The sequence below is a fragment of the Variovorax endophyticus genome, from assembly GCF_025376855.1.
Taxonomy (GTDB): Bacteria; Pseudomonadota; Gammaproteobacteria; order Burkholderiales; family Burkholderiaceae_C; genus Variovorax.
Map to the genome: position 1 here is coordinate 1 of NZ_JAHUTH010000024.1, position 17,613 is coordinate 17,613.

Annotated in this window: 16 protein-coding genes and 1 riboswitch; of the genes, 12 read left to right on the top strand and 4 right to left on the bottom strand. The window is 70.4% G+C overall.

Annotated elements, in window-relative coordinates; all coding sequences use genetic code 11:
* Positions 1 to 316: 316 nt before the first annotated feature.
* Genes KV106_RS27120 through KV106_RS27150 form a run of 7 tightly spaced genes read left to right on the top strand, consistent with a single transcriptional unit; the run spans position 317 to position 6,857 of the window.
* Entirely contained in the window at positions 317 to 2,095 is a 1,779-nt protein-coding gene (locus KV106_RS27120; protein WP_261213735.1) for a nitrite/sulfite reductase, read from the top strand.
* Positions 2,092 to 2,487: a DUF934 domain-containing protein gene (locus KV106_RS27125; RefSeq protein ID WP_057596678.1), complete on the top strand. Its 396-nt coding sequence runs from the start codon at positions 2,092 to 2,094 to the stop codon at positions 2,485 to 2,487. The genes KV106_RS27120 and KV106_RS27125 overlap by 4 nt, the downstream gene beginning before the upstream one ends.
* A gap of 27 nt (positions 2,488 to 2,514) precedes the next feature.
* On the top strand, positions 2,515 to 3,135 hold the full coding sequence (locus KV106_RS27130; protein WP_261213737.1) for a phosphoadenosine phosphosulfate reductase domain-containing protein: 621 nt from the start codon (positions 2,515 to 2,517) through the stop codon (positions 3,133 to 3,135).
* A gap of 40 nt (positions 3,136 to 3,175) precedes the next feature.
* Entirely contained in the window at positions 3,176 to 4,117 is a 942-nt protein-coding gene (gene cysD / locus KV106_RS27135; RefSeq protein ID WP_057596676.1) for a sulfate adenylyltransferase subunit CysD, read from the top strand.
* Positions 4,117 to 5,457: a sulfate adenylyltransferase subunit 1 gene (locus KV106_RS27140; protein ID WP_261213741.1), complete on the top strand. Its 1,341-nt coding sequence runs from the start codon at positions 4,117 to 4,119 to the stop codon at positions 5,455 to 5,457. Before cysD ends, KV106_RS27140 begins: the two co-directional genes overlap by 1 nt.
* A 42-nt stretch (positions 5,458 to 5,499) precedes the next feature.
* Entirely contained in the window at positions 5,500 to 5,829 is a 330-nt protein-coding gene (fdxA, locus tag KV106_RS27145) for a ferredoxin FdxA (protein ID WP_057596674.1), read from the top strand.
* Complete coding sequence (locus tag KV106_RS27150; protein WP_261213744.1) at positions 5,787 to 6,857, top strand: NAD(P)/FAD-dependent oxidoreductase; 1,071 nt, start codon at positions 5,787 to 5,789, stop codon at positions 6,855 to 6,857. The genes fdxA and KV106_RS27150 overlap by 43 nt, the downstream gene beginning before the upstream one ends.
* 7 nt (positions 6,858 to 6,864) lie before the next feature.
* On the opposite strand, the gene KV106_RS27155 is transcribed toward KV106_RS27150, so the two are convergent.
* On the bottom strand, positions 6,865 to 8,169 hold the full coding sequence (locus KV106_RS27155; protein ID WP_261213746.1) for an aspartate aminotransferase family protein: 1,305 nt from the start codon (positions 8,167 to 8,169) through the stop codon (positions 6,865 to 6,867).
* Positions 8,170 to 8,290: 121 nt separating this feature from the next.
* Here KV106_RS27155 and KV106_RS27160 point away from each other — a divergent pair, with 121 nt between their 5' ends.
* Entirely contained in the window at positions 8,291 to 9,040 is a 750-nt protein-coding gene (locus KV106_RS27160) for a TetR/AcrR family transcriptional regulator (protein WP_261213747.1), read from the top strand.
* On the opposite strand, the gene KV106_RS27165 is transcribed toward KV106_RS27160, so the two are convergent.
* Positions 9,027 to 9,971 carry a LysR family transcriptional regulator gene (locus KV106_RS27165; protein WP_208509285.1) on the bottom strand — a complete coding sequence of 315 codons (945 nt, stop codon included), beginning with the start codon at positions 9,969 to 9,971 and terminating at the stop codon, positions 9,027 to 9,029. The two genes, KV106_RS27160 and KV106_RS27165, sit on opposite strands and share 14 nt — an antisense overlap.
* 85 nt (positions 9,972 to 10,056) lie before the next feature.
* On the opposite strand from KV106_RS27165, the gene KV106_RS27170 reads away from it, so the two are divergent.
* Genes KV106_RS27170 through KV106_RS27180 form a run of 3 tightly spaced genes read left to right on the top strand, consistent with a single transcriptional unit; the run spans position 10,057 to position 13,252 of the window.
* The gene (locus KV106_RS27170; RefSeq protein WP_261213749.1) at positions 10,057 to 11,058 is read left to right on the top strand and encodes a Bug family tripartite tricarboxylate transporter substrate binding protein; all 1,002 of its coding nucleotides are present in this window, start codon (positions 10,057 to 10,059) and stop codon (positions 11,056 to 11,058) included.
* Complete coding sequence (locus KV106_RS27175) at positions 11,055 to 12,281, top strand: aromatic ring-hydroxylating dioxygenase subunit alpha (RefSeq protein WP_261213751.1); 1,227 nt, start codon at positions 11,055 to 11,057, stop codon at positions 12,279 to 12,281. Before KV106_RS27170 ends, KV106_RS27175 begins: the two co-directional genes overlap by 4 nt.
* Positions 12,278 to 13,252, top strand: a complete 975-nt coding sequence (locus tag KV106_RS27180; protein WP_261213753.1) for a PDR/VanB family oxidoreductase — start codon at positions 12,278 to 12,280, stop codon at positions 13,250 to 13,252. Before KV106_RS27175 ends, KV106_RS27180 begins: the two co-directional genes overlap by 4 nt.
* Here the strand turns inward: KV106_RS27180 and KV106_RS27185 are convergent.
* The gene (locus KV106_RS27185; RefSeq protein WP_261213754.1) at positions 13,249 to 15,117 is read right to left on the bottom strand and encodes an adenylate/guanylate cyclase domain-containing protein; all 1,869 of its coding nucleotides are present in this window, start codon (positions 15,115 to 15,117) and stop codon (positions 13,249 to 13,251) included. The genes KV106_RS27180 and KV106_RS27185 overlap by 4 nt on opposite strands.
* 164 nt (positions 15,118 to 15,281) lie before the next feature.
* Positions 15,282 to 15,384, top strand: a riboswitch (TPP riboswitch).
* A gap of 76 nt (positions 15,385 to 15,460) precedes the next feature.
* On the opposite strand from KV106_RS27185, the gene KV106_RS27190 reads away from it, so the two are divergent.
* The gene (locus tag KV106_RS27190; protein ID WP_261213755.1) at positions 15,461 to 16,801 is read left to right on the top strand and encodes a purine-cytosine permease family protein; all 1,341 of its coding nucleotides are present in this window, start codon (positions 15,461 to 15,463) and stop codon (positions 16,799 to 16,801) included.
* Here KV106_RS27190 and thiD read toward each other — a convergent pair.
* The gene (thiD, locus tag KV106_RS27195; RefSeq protein ID WP_261213756.1) at positions 16,740 to 17,594 is read right to left on the bottom strand and encodes a bifunctional hydroxymethylpyrimidine kinase/phosphomethylpyrimidine kinase; all 855 of its coding nucleotides are present in this window, start codon (positions 17,592 to 17,594) and stop codon (positions 16,740 to 16,742) included. The genes KV106_RS27190 and thiD overlap by 62 nt on opposite strands.
* Between the last annotated feature and the right edge of the window lie 19 nt (positions 17,595 to 17,613).

Below are 17,613 nucleotides of genomic sequence, written 5' to 3' on the forward strand. Positions count from 1 at the left end.
GTTACTTTCTTTTGGCGAAGCAAAAGAAAGTGACTCGCCCGCCGGGGCGAGACCCGGTCAACAGCCTAAAAACAGAACACAACCCCAACCCAAGCCCCACCCCAAAGGCTTCCTAAAATCACCCCTCCCCCCGTACCCGCCCTTATCCAGAATAAGCATCCAACCGCCCGCAAACCCGCATGAACACTGGCGAATAAGCTTATCCGCATAAGGCGCGAACCAAAAAATAGTTTGGTTCCATAAGGCACGCTTTCAGAATCCCGGCTTCTTGCTGGCGCGCTGGACGCACCGCACTTCAAGACAAGACTCACGCACGATGTACCAATACACAGACTTCGACCGCCAGTTCGTTCATCAACGAGCCGCCCAATTCCGCGACCAGCTCGAGCGCTGGCAAAAGGGCCGCCTCCACGAAGACGAGTTCCGTCCCCTGCGCCTGCAGAACGGCTGGTACGTGCAGCGCTACGCCCCGATGCTGCGCGTGGCCGTGCCCTACGGCGAACTCTCGAGCCGCCAGCTGCGCGTGCTCGCGAAGATCGCCCGCGAGTACGACGAGCCCGAGGCCGAGGTCTACAAGAAGGCCATCGAGACCCAGGGCCAGCTCGGCAGCCAGAAGCTGCCCACCCACTACGCCCACTTCTCGACCCGCCAGAACGTCCAGTTCAACTGGATTCCGCTCGCCAAGTCGGCCGACGTGATGGACCTGCTGGCCTCGGTCGACATGCACGGCATCCAGACCAGCGGCAACTGCATCCGCAACATCACCAGCGACGAACGCGCCGGCATCGCGATCGACGAGGTGGCCGATCCGCGCCCCTACGCCGAAATCATGCGCCAGTGGAGCACGCTGCATCCCGAGTTCGCGTTCCTGCCGCGCAAGTTCAAGATCGCGATCACGGGCGCCGACGAGGACCGCGCGGCCACGGGCTGGCACGACGTGGGCCTGAAGCTGGTGAAGAACGAGGCCGGCGCGATCGGCTTCCGCGTGCAGGTGGGCGGCGGCATGGGCCGCACGCCGATCGTGGGCACGGTGCTGCGCGAGTTCCTGCCGTGGCAGCAGATCATGAACTACCTCGAGGCCGTGATCCGGGTCTACAACCGCTATGGCCGCCGCGACAACATCTACAAGGCGCGCATCAAGATCCTGGTGAAGGCCGAAGGCCAGCGCTACATCGACGACGTCGATGCCGAGTACAAGCAGATCCTCGAGCACGACGGCGCGCCGCACACCATCACGCAGGCGGAGTTCGACCGCGTGGCCGCCTCCTTCGTGCCGCCGGAACTGGCCACCCGCGTGCTGCAGAGCGCCGAGAAGACCGACGCCGAGCTGCGCGCCCATGCCGCCGACGACGTGCAGTTCGCTCGCTGGCTCGCGCGCAACGTGGCGCCGCACAAGAACCCGGCCCTGCGCGCGGTCACGCTGTCGTTCAAGCGCCTGAAGCAGGCGCCCGGCGATGCCTCGGCCGACCAGCTCGACACGCTCGCGCAACTGGCCGACCGCTTCTCGGCCGGCGAAGCCCGCGTGACGCACGACCAGAACGTGGTGCTGCCCTGGGTGCATGCCGAAGACCTGCATGCGCTGTGGCTCGCCGCCCGCGCGGCCGGCTTCGCGAGCGCCAACGTGCACCTCTTGACCGACATGATCGCCTGCCCCGGCGGCGACTTCTGCGCGCTGGCCAATGCGCGCTCGATCCCGATCGCCGAGGCGATCACCGAGCGCTACCAGGACCTCGACGAGCTCGACGACATCGGCGAGATCGACCTGCACATCAGCGGCTGCATCAACTCCTGCGGTCACCACCACAGCGGCCACATCGGCATCCTGGGCGTCGACAAGGACGGCAAGGAGTGGTACCAGGTCACGCTCGGCGGCTCCGACGGCTCGGCCCTCAGCGGCGCGCCGCAGGCCGGCAAGGTGGTCGGCCCCTCGTTCTCGGCGGCCGAAGTGCCGGGCGTGATCGAGGCCGTGCTCACGACCTACCGCGACACCCGCGAGAACGGCGAGAACTTCATCGACACGCTGCGCCGCGTGGGACCCGACCCGTTCAAGGCCGCGGCCAACGGTGCGCGGTTCAAGGTGGAGGAAGCAGCATGAACAAGACCCTGAACATCCTGGCGGCCGAGGAGCACGTGGACGACGGCGACCCGAAGGTGCTGCAACTGGCGAACGACGCCGATCCGCTCGCGATCGAGGTCTGCCTGTCGGACATCGAACGCATCGACCTGCACTTCCCGAAGTTCACCGACGGCCGCGCCTACAGCCAGGCCTTCCTGCTGCGTCGCCGCCTGGGCTTCAAGGGCGACATCCGCGCCACCGGCGACGTGCTGATCGACCAGCTGGTGCAGATGGAACGCACCGGCTTCTCGAGCGCCGTGCTCAAGGAAGGCGTGGACGCCTCCGACGCGCAGCGCCAGTTCGACCGCTTCTCGGCCTTCTACCAGGGCGACGCGGTGCAGACCGCGCCGCACTTCGCGGCCGGCAATTGAGTACCTCCTGCAAAGCCTGATTCATCCATGAGCATCGACCTCGCACGCATCAACACCGAACTCGGCCGCAACGCCGAAGGCCTGGTGGACTGGGCCATCGGCCTGGGCCAGAACGCGATCGTCACCACCAATTTCCGGCCCTTCGAGGCCGTGATCCTGCACATGGTGACGCGCGCCAAGCGCGACGTGCCGGTGATCTGGATGGACAACGGCTACAACACCGAGGCCACCTACCGCTTCGCCGACGACGTGACGAAGCAGCTGGGCCTGGACCTGCACATCTACCTGCCGCGCCGCTCGCGCGCGCACCGCGAGGCGGTCGACGGCCCGACGCCGGCGCTCGACGATCCGCGCCACGCCGCCTTCACCGAGGAAGTGAAGCTCGAGCCCTTCGCACGCGCCCTGCGCGAGACGGCGCCCAAGGTCTGGTTCACCGCGCTGCGCGCCACCGACACGGCCGTGCGCGCGCAGATGGAGCCGGTCAGCATCAACCCCGACGGGCTGATCAAGGTCGCGCCGCTCTTGCACTGGTCGTCCAAGGACCTCTACGCCTACTGCGAGGCGCACGGCCTGCCGAACAACTTCGACTACGTGGACCCGACCAAGGGCGAGGACAACCGCGAATGCGGCCTGCACCTCTCGCATTGAACGCACGCTCCACGACACTGAACCTCCAGCGCCCCACCCGATGAACGCCCGTACCGAATCCGAACTGCTGCTGCCGCCGGCGCACCTGTCCAACACGCACCTCGATGCGCTGGAAGAAGAAACCATCTTCATCCTGCGCGAAGTGGCCGCGGCCTTCGAGCGCCCCGCGCTGCTGTTCTCTGGCGGCAAGGATTCGCTGGTGCTGCTGAAGTGCGCCGAGAAGGCTTTCGGCGTCGGCCGCCTGCCCTATCCGCTGCTGATGATCGACACCGGCCACAACTTCCCCGAAGTGACCGACTACCGCGACCGGCGCGCGAAGGAACTGGGCGCCGAGCTGATCGTGCGCAGCGTCGAGGACTCGATGAAGCGCGGCACGGTGCGCCTCGCGCACCCGGGCGAATCGCGCAATGCGCACCAGTCGGTGACGCTGCTCGAGGCGATCGAGGAATTCCGCTTCGACGCGCTGATCGGCGGCGCGCGCCGCGACGAGGAGAAGGCCCGCGCCAAGGAGCGCATCTTCTCGCACCGCGACAGCTTCGGCCAATGGCAGCCCAAGGACCAGCGCCCCGAGCTCTGGACCCTGTTCAACACCCGCCTGGCACCGGGCGAGCACTTCCGCGTGTTCCCGATCTCGAACTGGACCGAACTCGACGTCTGGCAGTACATCGAGCGCGAGCACGTCGGCCTGCCCTCGATCTACTACACGCACAAGCGCGAGGTGGTCGAGCGCCGCGGCCTGCTGGTGCCGGTGACCGAACTGACCCCGCCGCGCGACGGCGAAACCGTGCAGGTGCGCGACGTGCGCTTCCGCACCGTGGGCGACATCACGACCACCTGCCCGGTCGAGAGCCTCGCGGCCGACGCGGGCGACGTGGTGCTCGAAACGCTGTCGGTCGACGTCAGCGAACGCGGCGCCACCCGGATGGACGACATGACCTCCGAAGCTTCGATGGAAAAACGCAAGAAAGACGGTTACTTCTGATGAGCGCGACGACCACTGCAATCCCTGTCACCGCCGATGTCCAGGGCGACACCGGCACCGCGCTGCGCTTCATCACCTGCGGCTCGGTCGACGACGGCAAGAGCACGCTGATCGGCCGCCTGCTGGTCGACAGCAAGACCGTGCTGCAGGACCAGCTCGCTGGCGTGCAGCGCGGCGGCGAGACCGACCTCGCGCTGCTGACCGACGGCCTGTCGGCCGAGCGCGAGCAAGGCATCACGATCGACGTGGCCTACCGCTACTTCTCGACCGCCAGGCGCAAGTTCATCATCGGCGACGCGCCGGGCCACGAGCAGTACACGCGCAACATGGTGACGGCCGCCTCGGCCGCCGACGCCGCCGTGGTGCTGGTCGATGCCACCAAGCTGGCCTGGGCTGCCGAGGTGGAGGACGGCACCGTGGTCAAGCGCGAGCTGCTGCCGCAGACGCGCCGCCACACGCTGCTGACGCACCTGCTGCGCGTGCAGTCGATCGTGTTCGCGGTCAACAAGCTCGACGCCATCGCCGATGCCGGCCTGGCCTTCGAACGCATCTCGGCCGCGCTCAACGCCTTCGCCGAAGCCGCGGGCGTGCAGGTGGCCGCGATCGTGCCGATCTCGGCGCTCAAGGGCTGGAACGTGGCCACGCGCCATGCCGACTGGGTCGGCTACGAGGGCCCGAGCCTGCTCGAGCTGCTCGAACAGCTGCCGGTGACGGCGCAGGACGAATCGGTGCCCTTCGCCTTCCCGGTGCAGTGGGTCGAGAAGTTCTCGTCCTCGGCCGACACCTCGCAGGGCCGCCGCGTGTTCTGGGGCCGCGTGGCCTCGGGCCATGTCGAGCCGGGCCAGCGCGTGACCGTGCTGCCGAGCAACCAGACCGCCACCGTGGCCCAGGTGCTGAGCCACGCGCGCCAGCCGAAGACCGTGCATGCGGGCCACAGCGCCGGCATCGTGCTCGACCGCGAGGTCGACGTGTCGCGCGGCGACTGGCTGCTGGCACCCGAGGCCTTCGAGCCGGTGCGCGAGATCACCGCCACCGTGGCCTGGCTCGACGACGAGCCGCTGGTCGCGGGCCGCGTCTACTGGGCGCTGCAGGGGCATCGCTGGGTCAAGGCCAAGGTCGCGCGCATCGTCGACCGGGTCAACATCACGACGCTCGAATCCGAGCCGGCGACCCAGCTCGAGGCCAATGCCATCGGCGACGTGGTGCTCGCGCTGCAGCAGCCACTGGCGGTGCTGCCGTTCACGCGCTCGCGCGCGCTGGGCTCGCTGGTGCTGGTCGATACGGCCTCGCATCGCACTTCCGCGGCCGTCCTCGTGCAGCCGAATGCCGCAAAGGCCTAAAATCAAGGGTTTTTCCCGACCACAGAACGCATACAACGCCAAATGACCCACGTCGTCTCCGAAGCCTGCATCCGTTGCAAATACACCGACTGCGTGGACGTTTGCCCCGTCGACTGCTTCCGCGAAGGTCCCAACATGCTGGTGATCGACCCGGACGAATGCATCGACTGCGCGGTCTGCATTCCCGAGTGCCCGGCCAACGCCATCTTCGCCGAGGAAGACCTGCCGGCCGACCAGATCGCCTTCATCAAGCTCAATGCCGAGCTGGCCCAGGCCGACGGCTGGAAGAGCATCACCAAGCGCAAGCCCGCCCTGCCCGACGCCGACGAGTGGAAGGACAAGACGGGCAAGATCTCGGAGCTGGTGCGCTGATCCCCTCCCCCGCCCCGATCGAGACCGACGCCCTGATCATCGGCGCCGGCCCGGTGGGGCTGTTCCAGGCCTTCCAGCTCGGCCTGCTCGAGATCTCCTGCCACATCGTCGATGCGCTGCCCGCCGCGGGCGGCCAGTGCGTGGCGCTGTACGGTCACAAGCCGATCTACGACATTCCCGGCACCCCGGTGACCAGCGGGCGCGAGCTCGCGCAGTCGCTGCTGGCGCAGGTGGCACCGTTCGAGCCGGTCTTCCATTTCGGCGAGCAGGTCGCCACGCTCGAACGCCAGGCCGACCAGCGGCTGCTGCTGGGCACCTCGGCCGGCCGCCACTTCCTCGCGAAGACGGTGTTCATCGCGGCCGGCGTCGGCGCCTTCGTGCCCAAGCGCATCGCGCTGGAAGACATCGGCCGCTTCGAGGGCGAGTCGCTGTTCTATCACCCCGACTCGCTCGACCGCTTCGCGGGCCAGGCCGTGGTGGTCAATGGCGGCGACGACACGGCGCTCGAGACTGCGATCGCGCTGACCGCCATCGCCAGGCAGGTCACGCTGGTGCATCGGCGCGACGGCTTCCAGGCCGACGAGGCCACGGTGGCCGCGATGCGCGCGCTGGTGGCCGAGGGCCGGCTGGGCTTCCGGGTCGGCCAGCCCAGCGGCTTCGACGGCCACGTGCTGCGCATCGCCACGCCCGATGCCAGCACGGTCGAGCTGCCGCTCGATGCGCTGGTCGCCTGCCTCGGCATCTCGCCGCGCCTCGGGCCGATCGCCGACTGGGGCTTCGAGCTCGAGCGCAAGCAGGTGCCGGTCGACACCGAGAAGTACCAGACGCGCGAAGCGGGCGTGTTCGCGGTCGGCGACATCAACACCTACCCGGGCAAGAAGAAGCTGATCGTCTGCGGCTTCCACGAGGCCACGCTGGCCGCCTGGGGCGCCGCGGCCCTGGTGTTCCCCGGCAAGGCGATCCCGCTGCAGTACACGACCACCAGCACCCGGCTGCACGAGCTGCTGGGCGTGGCCGGCAAGGCCTGAGCCGCGCTCAGCCCAGCGCGGGCAGCAGCGCGCGGTACTCGGCGATGAAGCCGCCGATGGCGGCCACGTAGCGCTCGATGTCGGCGTCCCCGAGCGGCAGCGACAGCACCACGAAGCCGCGCGGCGAGGTGTAGATGCCCGCGTTCAGCAGGTGGAAGAACAGCAGCTGGCGCAGCCGCCCGTCGACCGCCGCGAGGTCGGCCACGCGCCGCACCTCGCCCTGCAGGAAATGCGCATTCATCAGCGAGCCCACGCCCGTGAACTGCAGCGCCACGCCCTCCTTCGCGCCCAGCGCATTGAGCCGCGCGCGCATCGCCTCGCCGCGCTCGGCCAGCGCGCCGGCCGCCTCGGGCGTGAAGAGCCGGGTCAGGCCCGCCTGGCCTGCCGCCATGGTCATCACGTTGTTGTTGAAGGTGCCCGAGTGCGCGAGCGCGCCGGTGCGCGGGTCGAACTGCGCCATCACGTCGGCGCGGCCGCCGAAGGCGCCGAAGGACATGCCGCCGCCGATGTACTTGCCAAGGGTCGTGAGGTCGGCGCGGATGCCCAGCTGGTTGGCCAGCCCGCGCGGGCCCAGCCGCGAGGTCATGACCTCGTCGAAGATCAGCAGCGCGCCGGCCGCCGTGGCCGCCTCGCGCAACGCCCGCAGGAAATCGGCCTGCCCCGGTATGCAGCCGGCCGCGCCCTGCATCGGCTCGACCAGCACGGCCGCGATCTCCGAGGCCTGCTCGGCGATGCGGGCGCGCGCCGTCTCGGCGTCGTTGTAGGGCAGCACGAGGAAGTCGAAGGGCACGGTGGTGGGCAAGGGCTTGTCGCCGAAGCCCAGCACGCCGCCGTGGTAGCCGCCCGAGAACACCACGATGCGGCGCCGGCCCGTGAAGTGCAGCGCGGCCGTGAGCGCCATCAGGTTGGCCTCGGTGCCCGAGTTGGTGAAGCGCAGTCGCTCGATCTGCGGGAAGCGATCGCGGATGGTCCGCGCCAGCCGGCCCTCGAGCAGGTTGTGGCCCGTCAGGTTGACACCGCCCTGCATCGCCTCGATCACCGCCTCGCGGATCTCCGGGGCCGAGTGGCCGTAGACGCCAGCCGTGTACTCGGCGATGAAGTCGGCATAGCGGTGGCCGTCGGCATCCCATAGCGCCGCCCCCTCGCCGCGCGCGATGGTCAGCGGGAACGGCGCGTAGAACAGCACCGAGCGCGTGTTGCCGCCGGGCATGGACTCGGCATTGGCCTCGAACTGGCGCCGGCTGGCGGGGTTGGCCTCGGTGAAGCGGCGGTGCGCCTCGGCCAGGGCATGGTCGATGGGGGCAAGGGTCATGGCGGCTCCTGGAAAGGGTTGGACGGCTGGAATTGGCGCTTGGCTCAGTATTAATTGTTCGATGCTCAATTTTTCGATGTTTATACAATCAATTCACCGACCGAACAATGGCACCCACCCGATGACCACCGCGCGCAAGAAAGCCGCTCCCCCGCCCCGCACCGCCGGCCGACCCGCGGGCGGCGCCGCGCTGACCAAGGGCCGGATCGCCGAGGTCGCGCTGGCGCTGATCGACGAGGCCGGCCTCGGCGCCTTCAGCCTGCGCGAGGTGGCGGCACGGCTCGGCGTCTACCCGGCCACGGTGCACTGGCACGTGAGCTCGCGCGAGGCGCTGCTGGCCGAGGTCGCGGCCACGGTCATGGCCGACGTGGCGCCGCCCGCCGATGCCGCGCCGCCGGGCTGGCAGGCCTGGATCGCCGAACTGTTCCGCCGCTGCCGCGCGGCCGTGCGGCGCCATCCCAACGTCGCGCAGCTGCTGGGTGCGCAGCTGGTGTCCAACGGCAGCCTGCCGACCGCGCTGGTCGAGGGCGTGCTCACGGCGCTGACCGAGGCCGGCTTCGAGGGCGAGCCGCTGCGCGAGGCCTACAACTGCACGATCGCGGCGATGCTGGGCTTCCTCACGATGGAGTTCTCGCCGCTGCCCTCGGACAACACGCAGACCTGGGCCGAGGAGCTGCGCGAGCGCGTCCACACCATCCGCCCGCTCGACCACCCGGTGCTCTCGCGCAACCTGCCGCTCCTGGCCAACCGCGCCTTCATCGTGCGCTGGGACAACGGCAGCACGGTGCCGCTGGACAGCAGCTTCGAGCGCCACGTCCAGATGACCATCGACGGCCTCGAGGCCTTCGCGCGGCGCGTCAGGCCGACGTAGGCACGGGCATCGGCACCGCATCGGCCTCGCGCCCGATGCGCAGCAGCGCGTCCTTGAGCCACAGCACGCCGGCGTCGGAATTCGAGCGCCGGTTCCAGCACACGACCGAACGGTAGCCCTGCAGCTCGAAGGGCAGCGGATGCACCGCGAGCAGCGCGTCGAAGCGCGCGGCCACGCGCAGCGGCATCACCGCCACGTGGTCGGTCTGCGCCAGCAGGTCGACGATCTGGCCGAAGCTGGTCATGGCCACGCTCATGCTGCGCTGGCGGCCCTGGCGCGCGAGCACCTGGTCGATCAGGTCGTCGAGCGCCGAGCTGCCATAGCCCAGGAACACGTGCGGCGCGGCGCAGAAGTCGTCGAGCGAGGCGGCCTCGCCCAGGGTCGGATGGCCGCGGCGCACCGCGACCACGTAGCGGTCCTCGTAGAGCAGCGCCGATTCGCAGTCGCTCGGCGGCTGCAGCCGCGGCAGCACGGCGACATCGAAATCGCCCTTGCGCAGCCGCTCGGTCAGCGTGAGGAAGGAGCTGGTCTCCCAGTACAGCCGCACGCGCGAACCGCAGGCCACGAGCTCGTTGGCCAGCCGCGGCAGCAGCAGGTGGCTCGCGTAGTCGCCGCCCGAAATGCGGAAGATGCGCTGCGAATGCTCGGGCTGGAAGCGGTCGTCGGGCTCGAGCATGGCCGACAGGTCGGCCAGCACACGCTCGACCTGGCCCGCGAGCGCCGTGGCGCGCGCGGTGGGCTGCACGCCGTGCGCGGTGCGCGTGAACAGCGGGTCGTCGAAGGTCTCGCGCAGCCGGTTGAGCGAGGCGCTCACCGCGGGCTGGCTCAGGAACAGGCGCGTCGCCGCGCGCGACACGCTGCGCTCACGCATCAGCGCATCGAAGGTCCGCAGCATGCCGACGTCGAGGCTGCGGATATCACGTCGGGCCATATCTCATATCCAAAGCTTCGAATTGCCCGGGGCACGGGCGGTACTTATCGTCGGGTCCACAAGTACAGCACGACCTGGAGACACGATGAATCCGTTGCGACCCCAGCCGACGCGCCGACGCGCGCTCGGCCTTCTCGGCGCCGTCATGGCCGGCGCCGCCGGCCCGGCCTTCGCGCAGGCGAGTCCGCCCAACTTCCCGACCCGCGTGGTGCGCATCATCCCCTTCGGCTCGGGCGGCGGGCCGATGGACTCGATCGCGCGCATCTACGCCGAGAAGCTCAAGGCGCGCTGGAACCAGCCGGTGATCGTCGAGCCCCGGCCCGGCGCCAGTGGCACCATCGCCGCCGATGCGGTCGCCAAGGCGGCGCCCGACGGCTACACGGTGCTGCTGACGCTGCCGCTCACGCACATCAACAACGTGGTGCTGCAGCCGCGCCTGCCCTACGACCCGGTGAAGGACTTCGAGCCGCTGTCGCAGCTCGCGACCGGCGGGCCGATGCTGATCGCGCGCGCCTCGGCGCCGTTCTCGAACGTGCGCGAGTTCGTCGCCTACGCCAAGGCGCACCGCGGCATCAGCTACGGCACCTGGGGCAACGGCTCGAACGCCCACCTGTTCGGCGAGCTGCTCGCGCGCCAGGCCGGCATCGACCTGATCCACGTGCCCTACAAGGCCGAGGCGGCCGCGCACAACGACCTGTTCGGCGAGGCGCTGGGCGTGGCCTGGGCCAACCCGGCCACCGCGCGCGGGCTGGCCCAGGCCGGCCGCATCAAGGTGCTGGGCATCACCGGAAGGCGCCGCGTGCGCTCGATGCCCGAGGTGCCGACCTTCGCCGAGCAGGGCTTCGCGGGCTTCGACCTCGACAGCTGGATCGGCGTCTACGCGCCCGCGAAGACGCCGCAGCCGGTGCTCGACGAATGGGTCGCCGCGCTGCAGGCGGTCACGCGCCAGCCCGACGTGCAGGAGCGGCTGGCCGGCTACGGCTTCGAGCCGCTGGGCAGCACGCCGGCCGAGTTCCGCGCCGGCCAGAAAGCCGATTTCCCCCGTGTCGCGGACCTGATCAAGGCCGCAGGAGTCACCCCCGAATGAGCACCGTCCTTCCCTCCTCCTCTTCCACGGCCGAATGGCAGCCGGTCGCCATCGACACCGGCACCGCCTACGGCCGCAAGCCGCCGAGCCACAAGGCCGAGCTGACCGAGGTCGGCGCCGGCACGCCGATGGGCGAGCTGCTGCGGCGCTACTGGCATCCGATCGGGCTGGCCGCCGATGCCAGCGACACGCCGCGCCAGGTGCGCGTGCTCGGCGAGGACCTGATCCTGTTCCGCGACAAGACCGGCCGGCCCGGCCTGGTGCACTGGCGCTGCGCCCACCGCGGCGCCTCGCTCTACTACGGCCGCGTGGAGGAAGGCGGCATCCGCTGCTGCTACCACGGCTGGATGTTCGACGTGCAGGGCCACTGCGTCGACCAGCCCTGCGAGCCCGAGAACGGCGCGCGCACGCGCGGACGCGTGCGCCAGCCCTGGTACCCGGTCGAGGAGCGCTACGGCCTGGTCTGGGCCTACCTCGGCCCGGCCGAGAAGAAGCCGGTGCTGCCGCGCTACGACTGCCTGGAGGTGCTCGACGAGGGCGAGACGCTCGAGGCCGACGACAACAGCATCGGCGGCGGCGGGCCGCGGATCATTCCCTGCAACTGGCTGCAGCACTACGAGAACGTGGCCGACCCCTTCCACGTGCCGGTGCTGCACGGCAGCTTCAGCGGCACCCAATTCGTGGCGCTGATGGGCCAGATGCCCGAGGTGAACTTCGAGAGCACCGAGACCGGCGTGATGATCACCTCGATCCGCCGGCTCGAGGACGGCCGCGTGTTCCGCCGCGTGGCCGGGCCGGTGCTGCCGACCCTGCGCGTGGTGCCGAACCCGCGCGTGGCGGCCTATGGCCGGGTCGAGTCGATCGGCTGGGTGCTGCCGATCGACGACCACAGCTTCCGCATCTACACCGTGGGCCGGGTGAAGCAGCCCGGCGATCTCGCGCGGGTGCGCTCGCGCCTCAACGGCAAGCTGTGGGAGGAGCTCAGCGAGGAGGAGCACCGCCGCTTTCCCGGCGACTACGAAGCACAGGTGAGCCAGGGCGCGATCACCGCGCATTCGGAGGAGCACCTGGCGAGTTCCGACCGCGGCATCGTGATGCTGCGCCGGCTGCTGCAGCGCCAGCTCGACGCGCTGCGCGAGGGCCGCGACCCGGCCGGCGTGAGCTTCGACGCCGACGCGCCGCCGGTGCGCTTCGAGGCCGGCAACTTCCTGCAGGGCGAATGAGCGCGGCCGTCGAACGCATCGCGGTGCGCGTCGCGCGCAAGACGATCGAGGCCGAGGGCATCGCGGGCTTCCGGCTCGAGGCGGCCGGCGGCGGCGCGCTGCCGCCCTTCGAGGCCGGCGCGCACATCGAGGTGCTGCTGCCCGGCGGCCTGGTGCGGCCCTACTCGCTGTGCAACCCGCCCGCGCGGGCGCCCGGCCACTACGAGATCGGCGTGCTGCGCGAGGCGGCATCGCGCGGCGGCTCGCGCGCGCTGCACGAGGCGGTGGCCGAAGGCACGCTGCTGCAGGTCGGCGCGCCGCGTAATCTGTTCGCGCTCGATGAAGGGTCCGATCACAGCCTGCTGCTGGCCGGCGGCATCGGCATCACGCCGCTGCTCGCGATGGCGCACCGGCTCGCGGCGCTCGGCCGCGATTTCGCGCTGCACTGCTGCAGCCGCAGCGCGGCGCGCGCGGCCTACCGCGAGCGGCTGCGGGCGGCGGCCTTCGCCGACCGGGTGTTCTTCCACGACGACGACGGCCCGCCCGCGCAGCGCATCGACCTGGCCGCCACCATCGGCGCACCGGCGCCTGGGCGCCAGCTCTACGTCTGCGGGCCGAAGGGCTTCATCGAAGCGGTGCGCGCCACGGCCCGCGCGCGCGGCTGGCCCGAGGGGCGCGTGCATTTCGAATGCTTCGCGGGCACGCTGCCGCCCGTCGAAGAGGCCGGCAGCTTCGAGGTGCAGCTGCGCAGCAGCGGCCGCGTGGTGCGCGTGCCGGCCGCGCTCAGCGTGGTGGACGCGCTCGCGGCCGAGGGCATCGAGATCCCGGTGTCCTGCGCCCAGGGCGTCTGCGGCACCTGCCTCACGCGCGTGCTCGAGGGCGAGGTCGCGCACCACGACCTGTTTCGCACGCCCGCCGAGCAGGCGGCCAACGACCAGTTCCTGCCCTGCTGCTCGCGCGCGCGCTCGCCACGGCTGGTGCTCGATCTCTAGGGTGCCTCTTTCTCCTCGAGCAGTTCGTGGAGCACCATGCGCGTCTGCCGGCCGCGCAGCGCCACCTGCTCCTCGATGCGGCGCGTGGGCAGCCGCCCCGCGAGCCCCGCATGGGTGGTGTCGGACATCAGCGTGCGCGTGCCCAGCTCCTTGTTGCTGCCCTCGATGCGGCTCGCGGCGTTGATCACGTCGCCGAGCGCGGTGTAGGAGAGCCGGTCGCTGGACCCGAGCACGCCGGCGATCACCACCCCGGTATGCATGCCGATGCGCGTGTGGAAGGGCTGCAGCCCCTCGGCCCGCCAGCGGCGATTGAGCTCGGCCATCTCGGCATGCAGCTCGAGCGCCGCGAGGCAGGCGCGGTACTCCGCATCGGGCAATTCGAGCGGCGCGCCCCACAGCACCATGATGCCGTCGCCCATGTACTTGTCGACCACGCCGCCATGGCGCGCGAACACGCGCTGCGCGAGGTTGAAGTACTCGGTGAGCTGGCGCACCAGCAGGTCGGCCGGCAGCGATTCGGCGATGCTCGTGAAGCCCTCGACGTCGGTGAACATCGCCGTGATGCGGCGCGGCGAACCACCGGGCGCCAGCGCGTGGCCCTCGGCCACGAGCTGGCGGATCAGGTGCACCGGCACGAACTTGCTGAAGGCCCGCAGGCTGCGCGCGGAATCGTCGAGCGCCTGGTTCAGGTGCTGGATCTCGAGCACGCGGCTTGGCTGCTGCGGCAGGTCGTCGAGCTCGAGCCGGCCGATGCGGCGCGCGGTCTGCGACAGGTTCTCGATCGGCGCGGTCACCAGCTTCGACAGCCGCAGCGAGATGAAGAGCGCGAAGGCCAGGAAGGCCAGGGTCAGCAGCAGGCCCCAGCGCACCAGGCGCTCGAGGCCGGCGAGCAGCTCGGCCTCGGGCTCCCAGCTGATCAGTTCCCAGCCCGTGGGGCCGATGCGCGAGGACTCGACCCGGTAGCGCTCGCCCGCATGGGTGACCACGAAGCTCTCGTCCTCGACGTTCTCCGAGATGCCGTGCGCCAGCATGTGGGCATGCACCGCGCCGAGCACGCCGCCCTCGGGCAGGCGCAGTTCGCGCACCGGATCGGGATGGTCGCTGCGCGCCAGCACATGGTGGTCGTCGCTCAGCAGCACGCTCTGGCCCGGGCCGCGGCTGCCGAACTGGCGCACCAGCGTCGACAGGTGGCCCAGCGACAGGTGGCCGACCACCACCAGCGACTGCAGGTGCCGCCCTTCCCCGTCGAGCCGCTCGGCCGGCTGGGCGTAGCTCACGCCGAGCTCCTCGCCGTCGTCGAAACGGAACGGCGGCGTCCACACCGGCGCCTTCCGTGCCAGCGCCTCGCGGTACCAGGCGCGCTCGGTGGCGTCGTGGTCGCTGCGGAAGGATTCGATGCGCGTGGTCGCGAAGCGCTGGCGCGGATCGCCGCCCTCGATGTCGACCGAGCGCTTGTATGCCCAGGTCTCGGTGCTGAAGGCCGGATCGCGCACCACCTGGCGGATCGCCGACACCGGGTAGCGCTCGGCCATCAGCAGATGACCGTCGTCGCTGGCCACGCCGAGGCTGTCGAGCTCGGTCGCTTCCTCGAGCAGGGTCCACAGCATCTCGGCACTGCGCTCGCCGTCCTCGCCCAGCGGATGCAGGCTCGGCGAATCGCCGACGGCATGCACCACCGCCTGGGTCTTGGCGAGGAAGGCCAGCACGTTGTCCTCGACGCGGTCATGGCTCACCTTGTGCGCCGACTCGCCGACGCGCGACACCAGCCGCTGCGCGCCCCAGTAGCCGAGCGCCACCAGCAGCAGCGACTGGACCAGCGCGACGGCGCAGACGATGGTGCCGACGTCGACCCGGAAGCGCCTCATGCGCGTGGCGGCCGAGGCTTTGGCGGCGGAATCCGTGGAGCCCGGGGGCGGCGTTGCTTCTGTCATGCATTCCCTTTCGGCGCGTTCGGAGCGCCTGCATTTGTTGTGGCGCGGATTGTCTTCGGCCGCGCGCATAGCCCCCACGGCCCGGCGGGACTAAAATGGCGCTTCGCTAGGGGTGTTGGGTCGGCTTGCCGACCCGGCTGAGAAAGTCCCTTTGAACCTGATTGAGGTAATCCTCGCGCAGGGAAGCTGGTCCGGCGGCCTGTCACGTTCTCTCGCGTGCCAGCCGCGCCGCTGGAGCCTCGCCCACCTGCCAAACCTTTTGCCCGGAGCAAAACGGATGGCACACGACGACACATCGAATCCTCTCGCCAACGAGGCGCTGACGCCGCTGCCGGCGTCGCAGCGCGTCTTCCGCTGGCACGACCATGCCTCGCTCTGGTTCAGCCTGGGCGTGGGCCTGCTGGTGATGCAGATCGGCGCCTACCTGGTGCCGGCGGTGGGCACGCGCGACGCGGCGATCGCGATCGCGCTGGGTTCCTGCCTCGGCGCCGCGCTGCTGGCCTGGACCGCGCGCCTGGGCTGCGAGAGCGGCCTGGCCAGCGCGGGCCTGATGCATGCCACCTACGGCAGCGCCTTCGCGCGGCTGCCGGTGCTGCTCAACATCGTGCAGCTGGTGGGCTGGACCACCTTCGAGCTGGTGATCATGCGCGAGGGCACGCAGGCCATCGGCCAGTCGGTGGCCGGGCCGTGGCTGGGCAGCGCCTGGGGCGGCGTGGCGGCCACGCTGCTGTGGGGCGCGGTGCTGCTGGCGCTGCTCGCGGGCTCGATGGTGAAGCTGGTGCGGCGCTTCGTGAGCCGCTTCGGGCTGCCACTGGTGGTGCTGTCGCTGCTGTGGCTCAGCTGGCAGTTCGCAACCCAGTTGCATGCCAAGGGCTTCGACGCCTTCTGGTCGCGCCCGGGCGACGGCAGCATGGGCATGTTCGGCGCCCTCGACCTCGTGATCGCGATGCCGGTGTCGTGGCTGCCACTGGTGGCCGACTATGCGCGGCACGGCAAGCGCAGCGCGGGCGGGCTGGGCAGTGCCTTCAGCGGCACCTGGATCGGCTATGCGCTGGCCAACATCTGGTGCTATGCGCTGGGCGTGATGGTGGTCAGCGTGGCCGAGCCCGGCACCAGCCTGGTCACGGCGCTGCTGCTGGCGCAGGGCGGGCTGGTGGCGCTGGGCCTGATCCTGATCGACGAGCTCGACAACGCCTATGGCGACGTCTATTCGGGCTCGGTCTCCACCCACAGCCTGCTGCCGCGCTGGAGCGTGAAGCGCTGGGGCCTGCTGCTGGCCGTGCTGTGCATCGCGCTCGCGCTGGTGCTGCCGATGCACACGCTCGAGCCCTTCCTGCTGCTGCTGAGCTCGGTGTTCGTGCCGCTCTACGGCGTGATCCTCGGGCGGCTGGGCGGCGGCCGCGCGGTGGCGCCGGCCGGCGCGCGCCCCAAGGTCGACCTGGCGGCGGCGCTGATCTGGATCGCGGGCATCGCGGCCTACCACGCGCTCGCGAAATGGGCGCCGCAGTTCGGCTCGGCGCTGCCGACGCTGGCGCTGACCTTCGTGCTGGCCTGGCTCAGCCGGCCGAAGCCCGCAGCGGCAGGCGCTGCGTCGGCACTGGCGCAAAGCCGTGGTTGAGCGGGCCATGACCGGCGCCGACCTGCACATCGACAGCGGCCGCCATCGCGCCGAGGATGTAGGCGCGCGCGCGCTCCACCGCCTCGGGCAGCGCCGCGCCCAGTGCCAGGTGCGCGGCGATGGCCGACGACAGCGTGCAGCCGGTGCCGTGCAGGTTGCGGCTCTCGATGCGGCGCGAGGCCAGGCGCGTGCGCTCGCCACTGGATTGCAGCAGCACGTCGACCACCTCGCTGCCCGGCAGGTGGCCGCCCTTGAGCAGCACGGCGCGCGCGCCGAGCGCCAGCAGCTCGTCGGCCGCGCCGTCGAGCGCGCCGATGCCGTCGATCGCATGGCCGATCAGCAGGGCCGCCTCGTCGAGGTTGGGCGTGATCACCGCGGCGCGCGGGAACAGTTCGCGCACCAGCACCTGCACCGTCTCGGCCGCGATCAGGCGGTCGCCGCTGGTGGCGACCATCACGGGGTCGAGCACCACGTTCGGCAGGCGGTAGTGGTCGATGGCCCATGCCACGACCTCGACCACCTCGGGCGCATGCAGCATGCCGAGCTTGACCGCGTCGACGCCGATGTCCTCGACCACGGCCTGGATCTGCGCCTTGAGGAAGGCCGGCGGCACGCCGTGGATGCCTGTAACGCCAAGCGTGTTCTGCGCGGTGAGCGCGGTGATGGCCGTCATGCCGTAGCAGCCGAGGGCCGCGAAGGTCTTGAGATCGGCCTGGATGCCGGCACCGCCGCCGCTGTCGGAGCCGGCGATCGAGAGCACGCGCGCATAGCGCTGGGTGGGTCCTTGGGTCATGCCGAAAATTATCGACGCG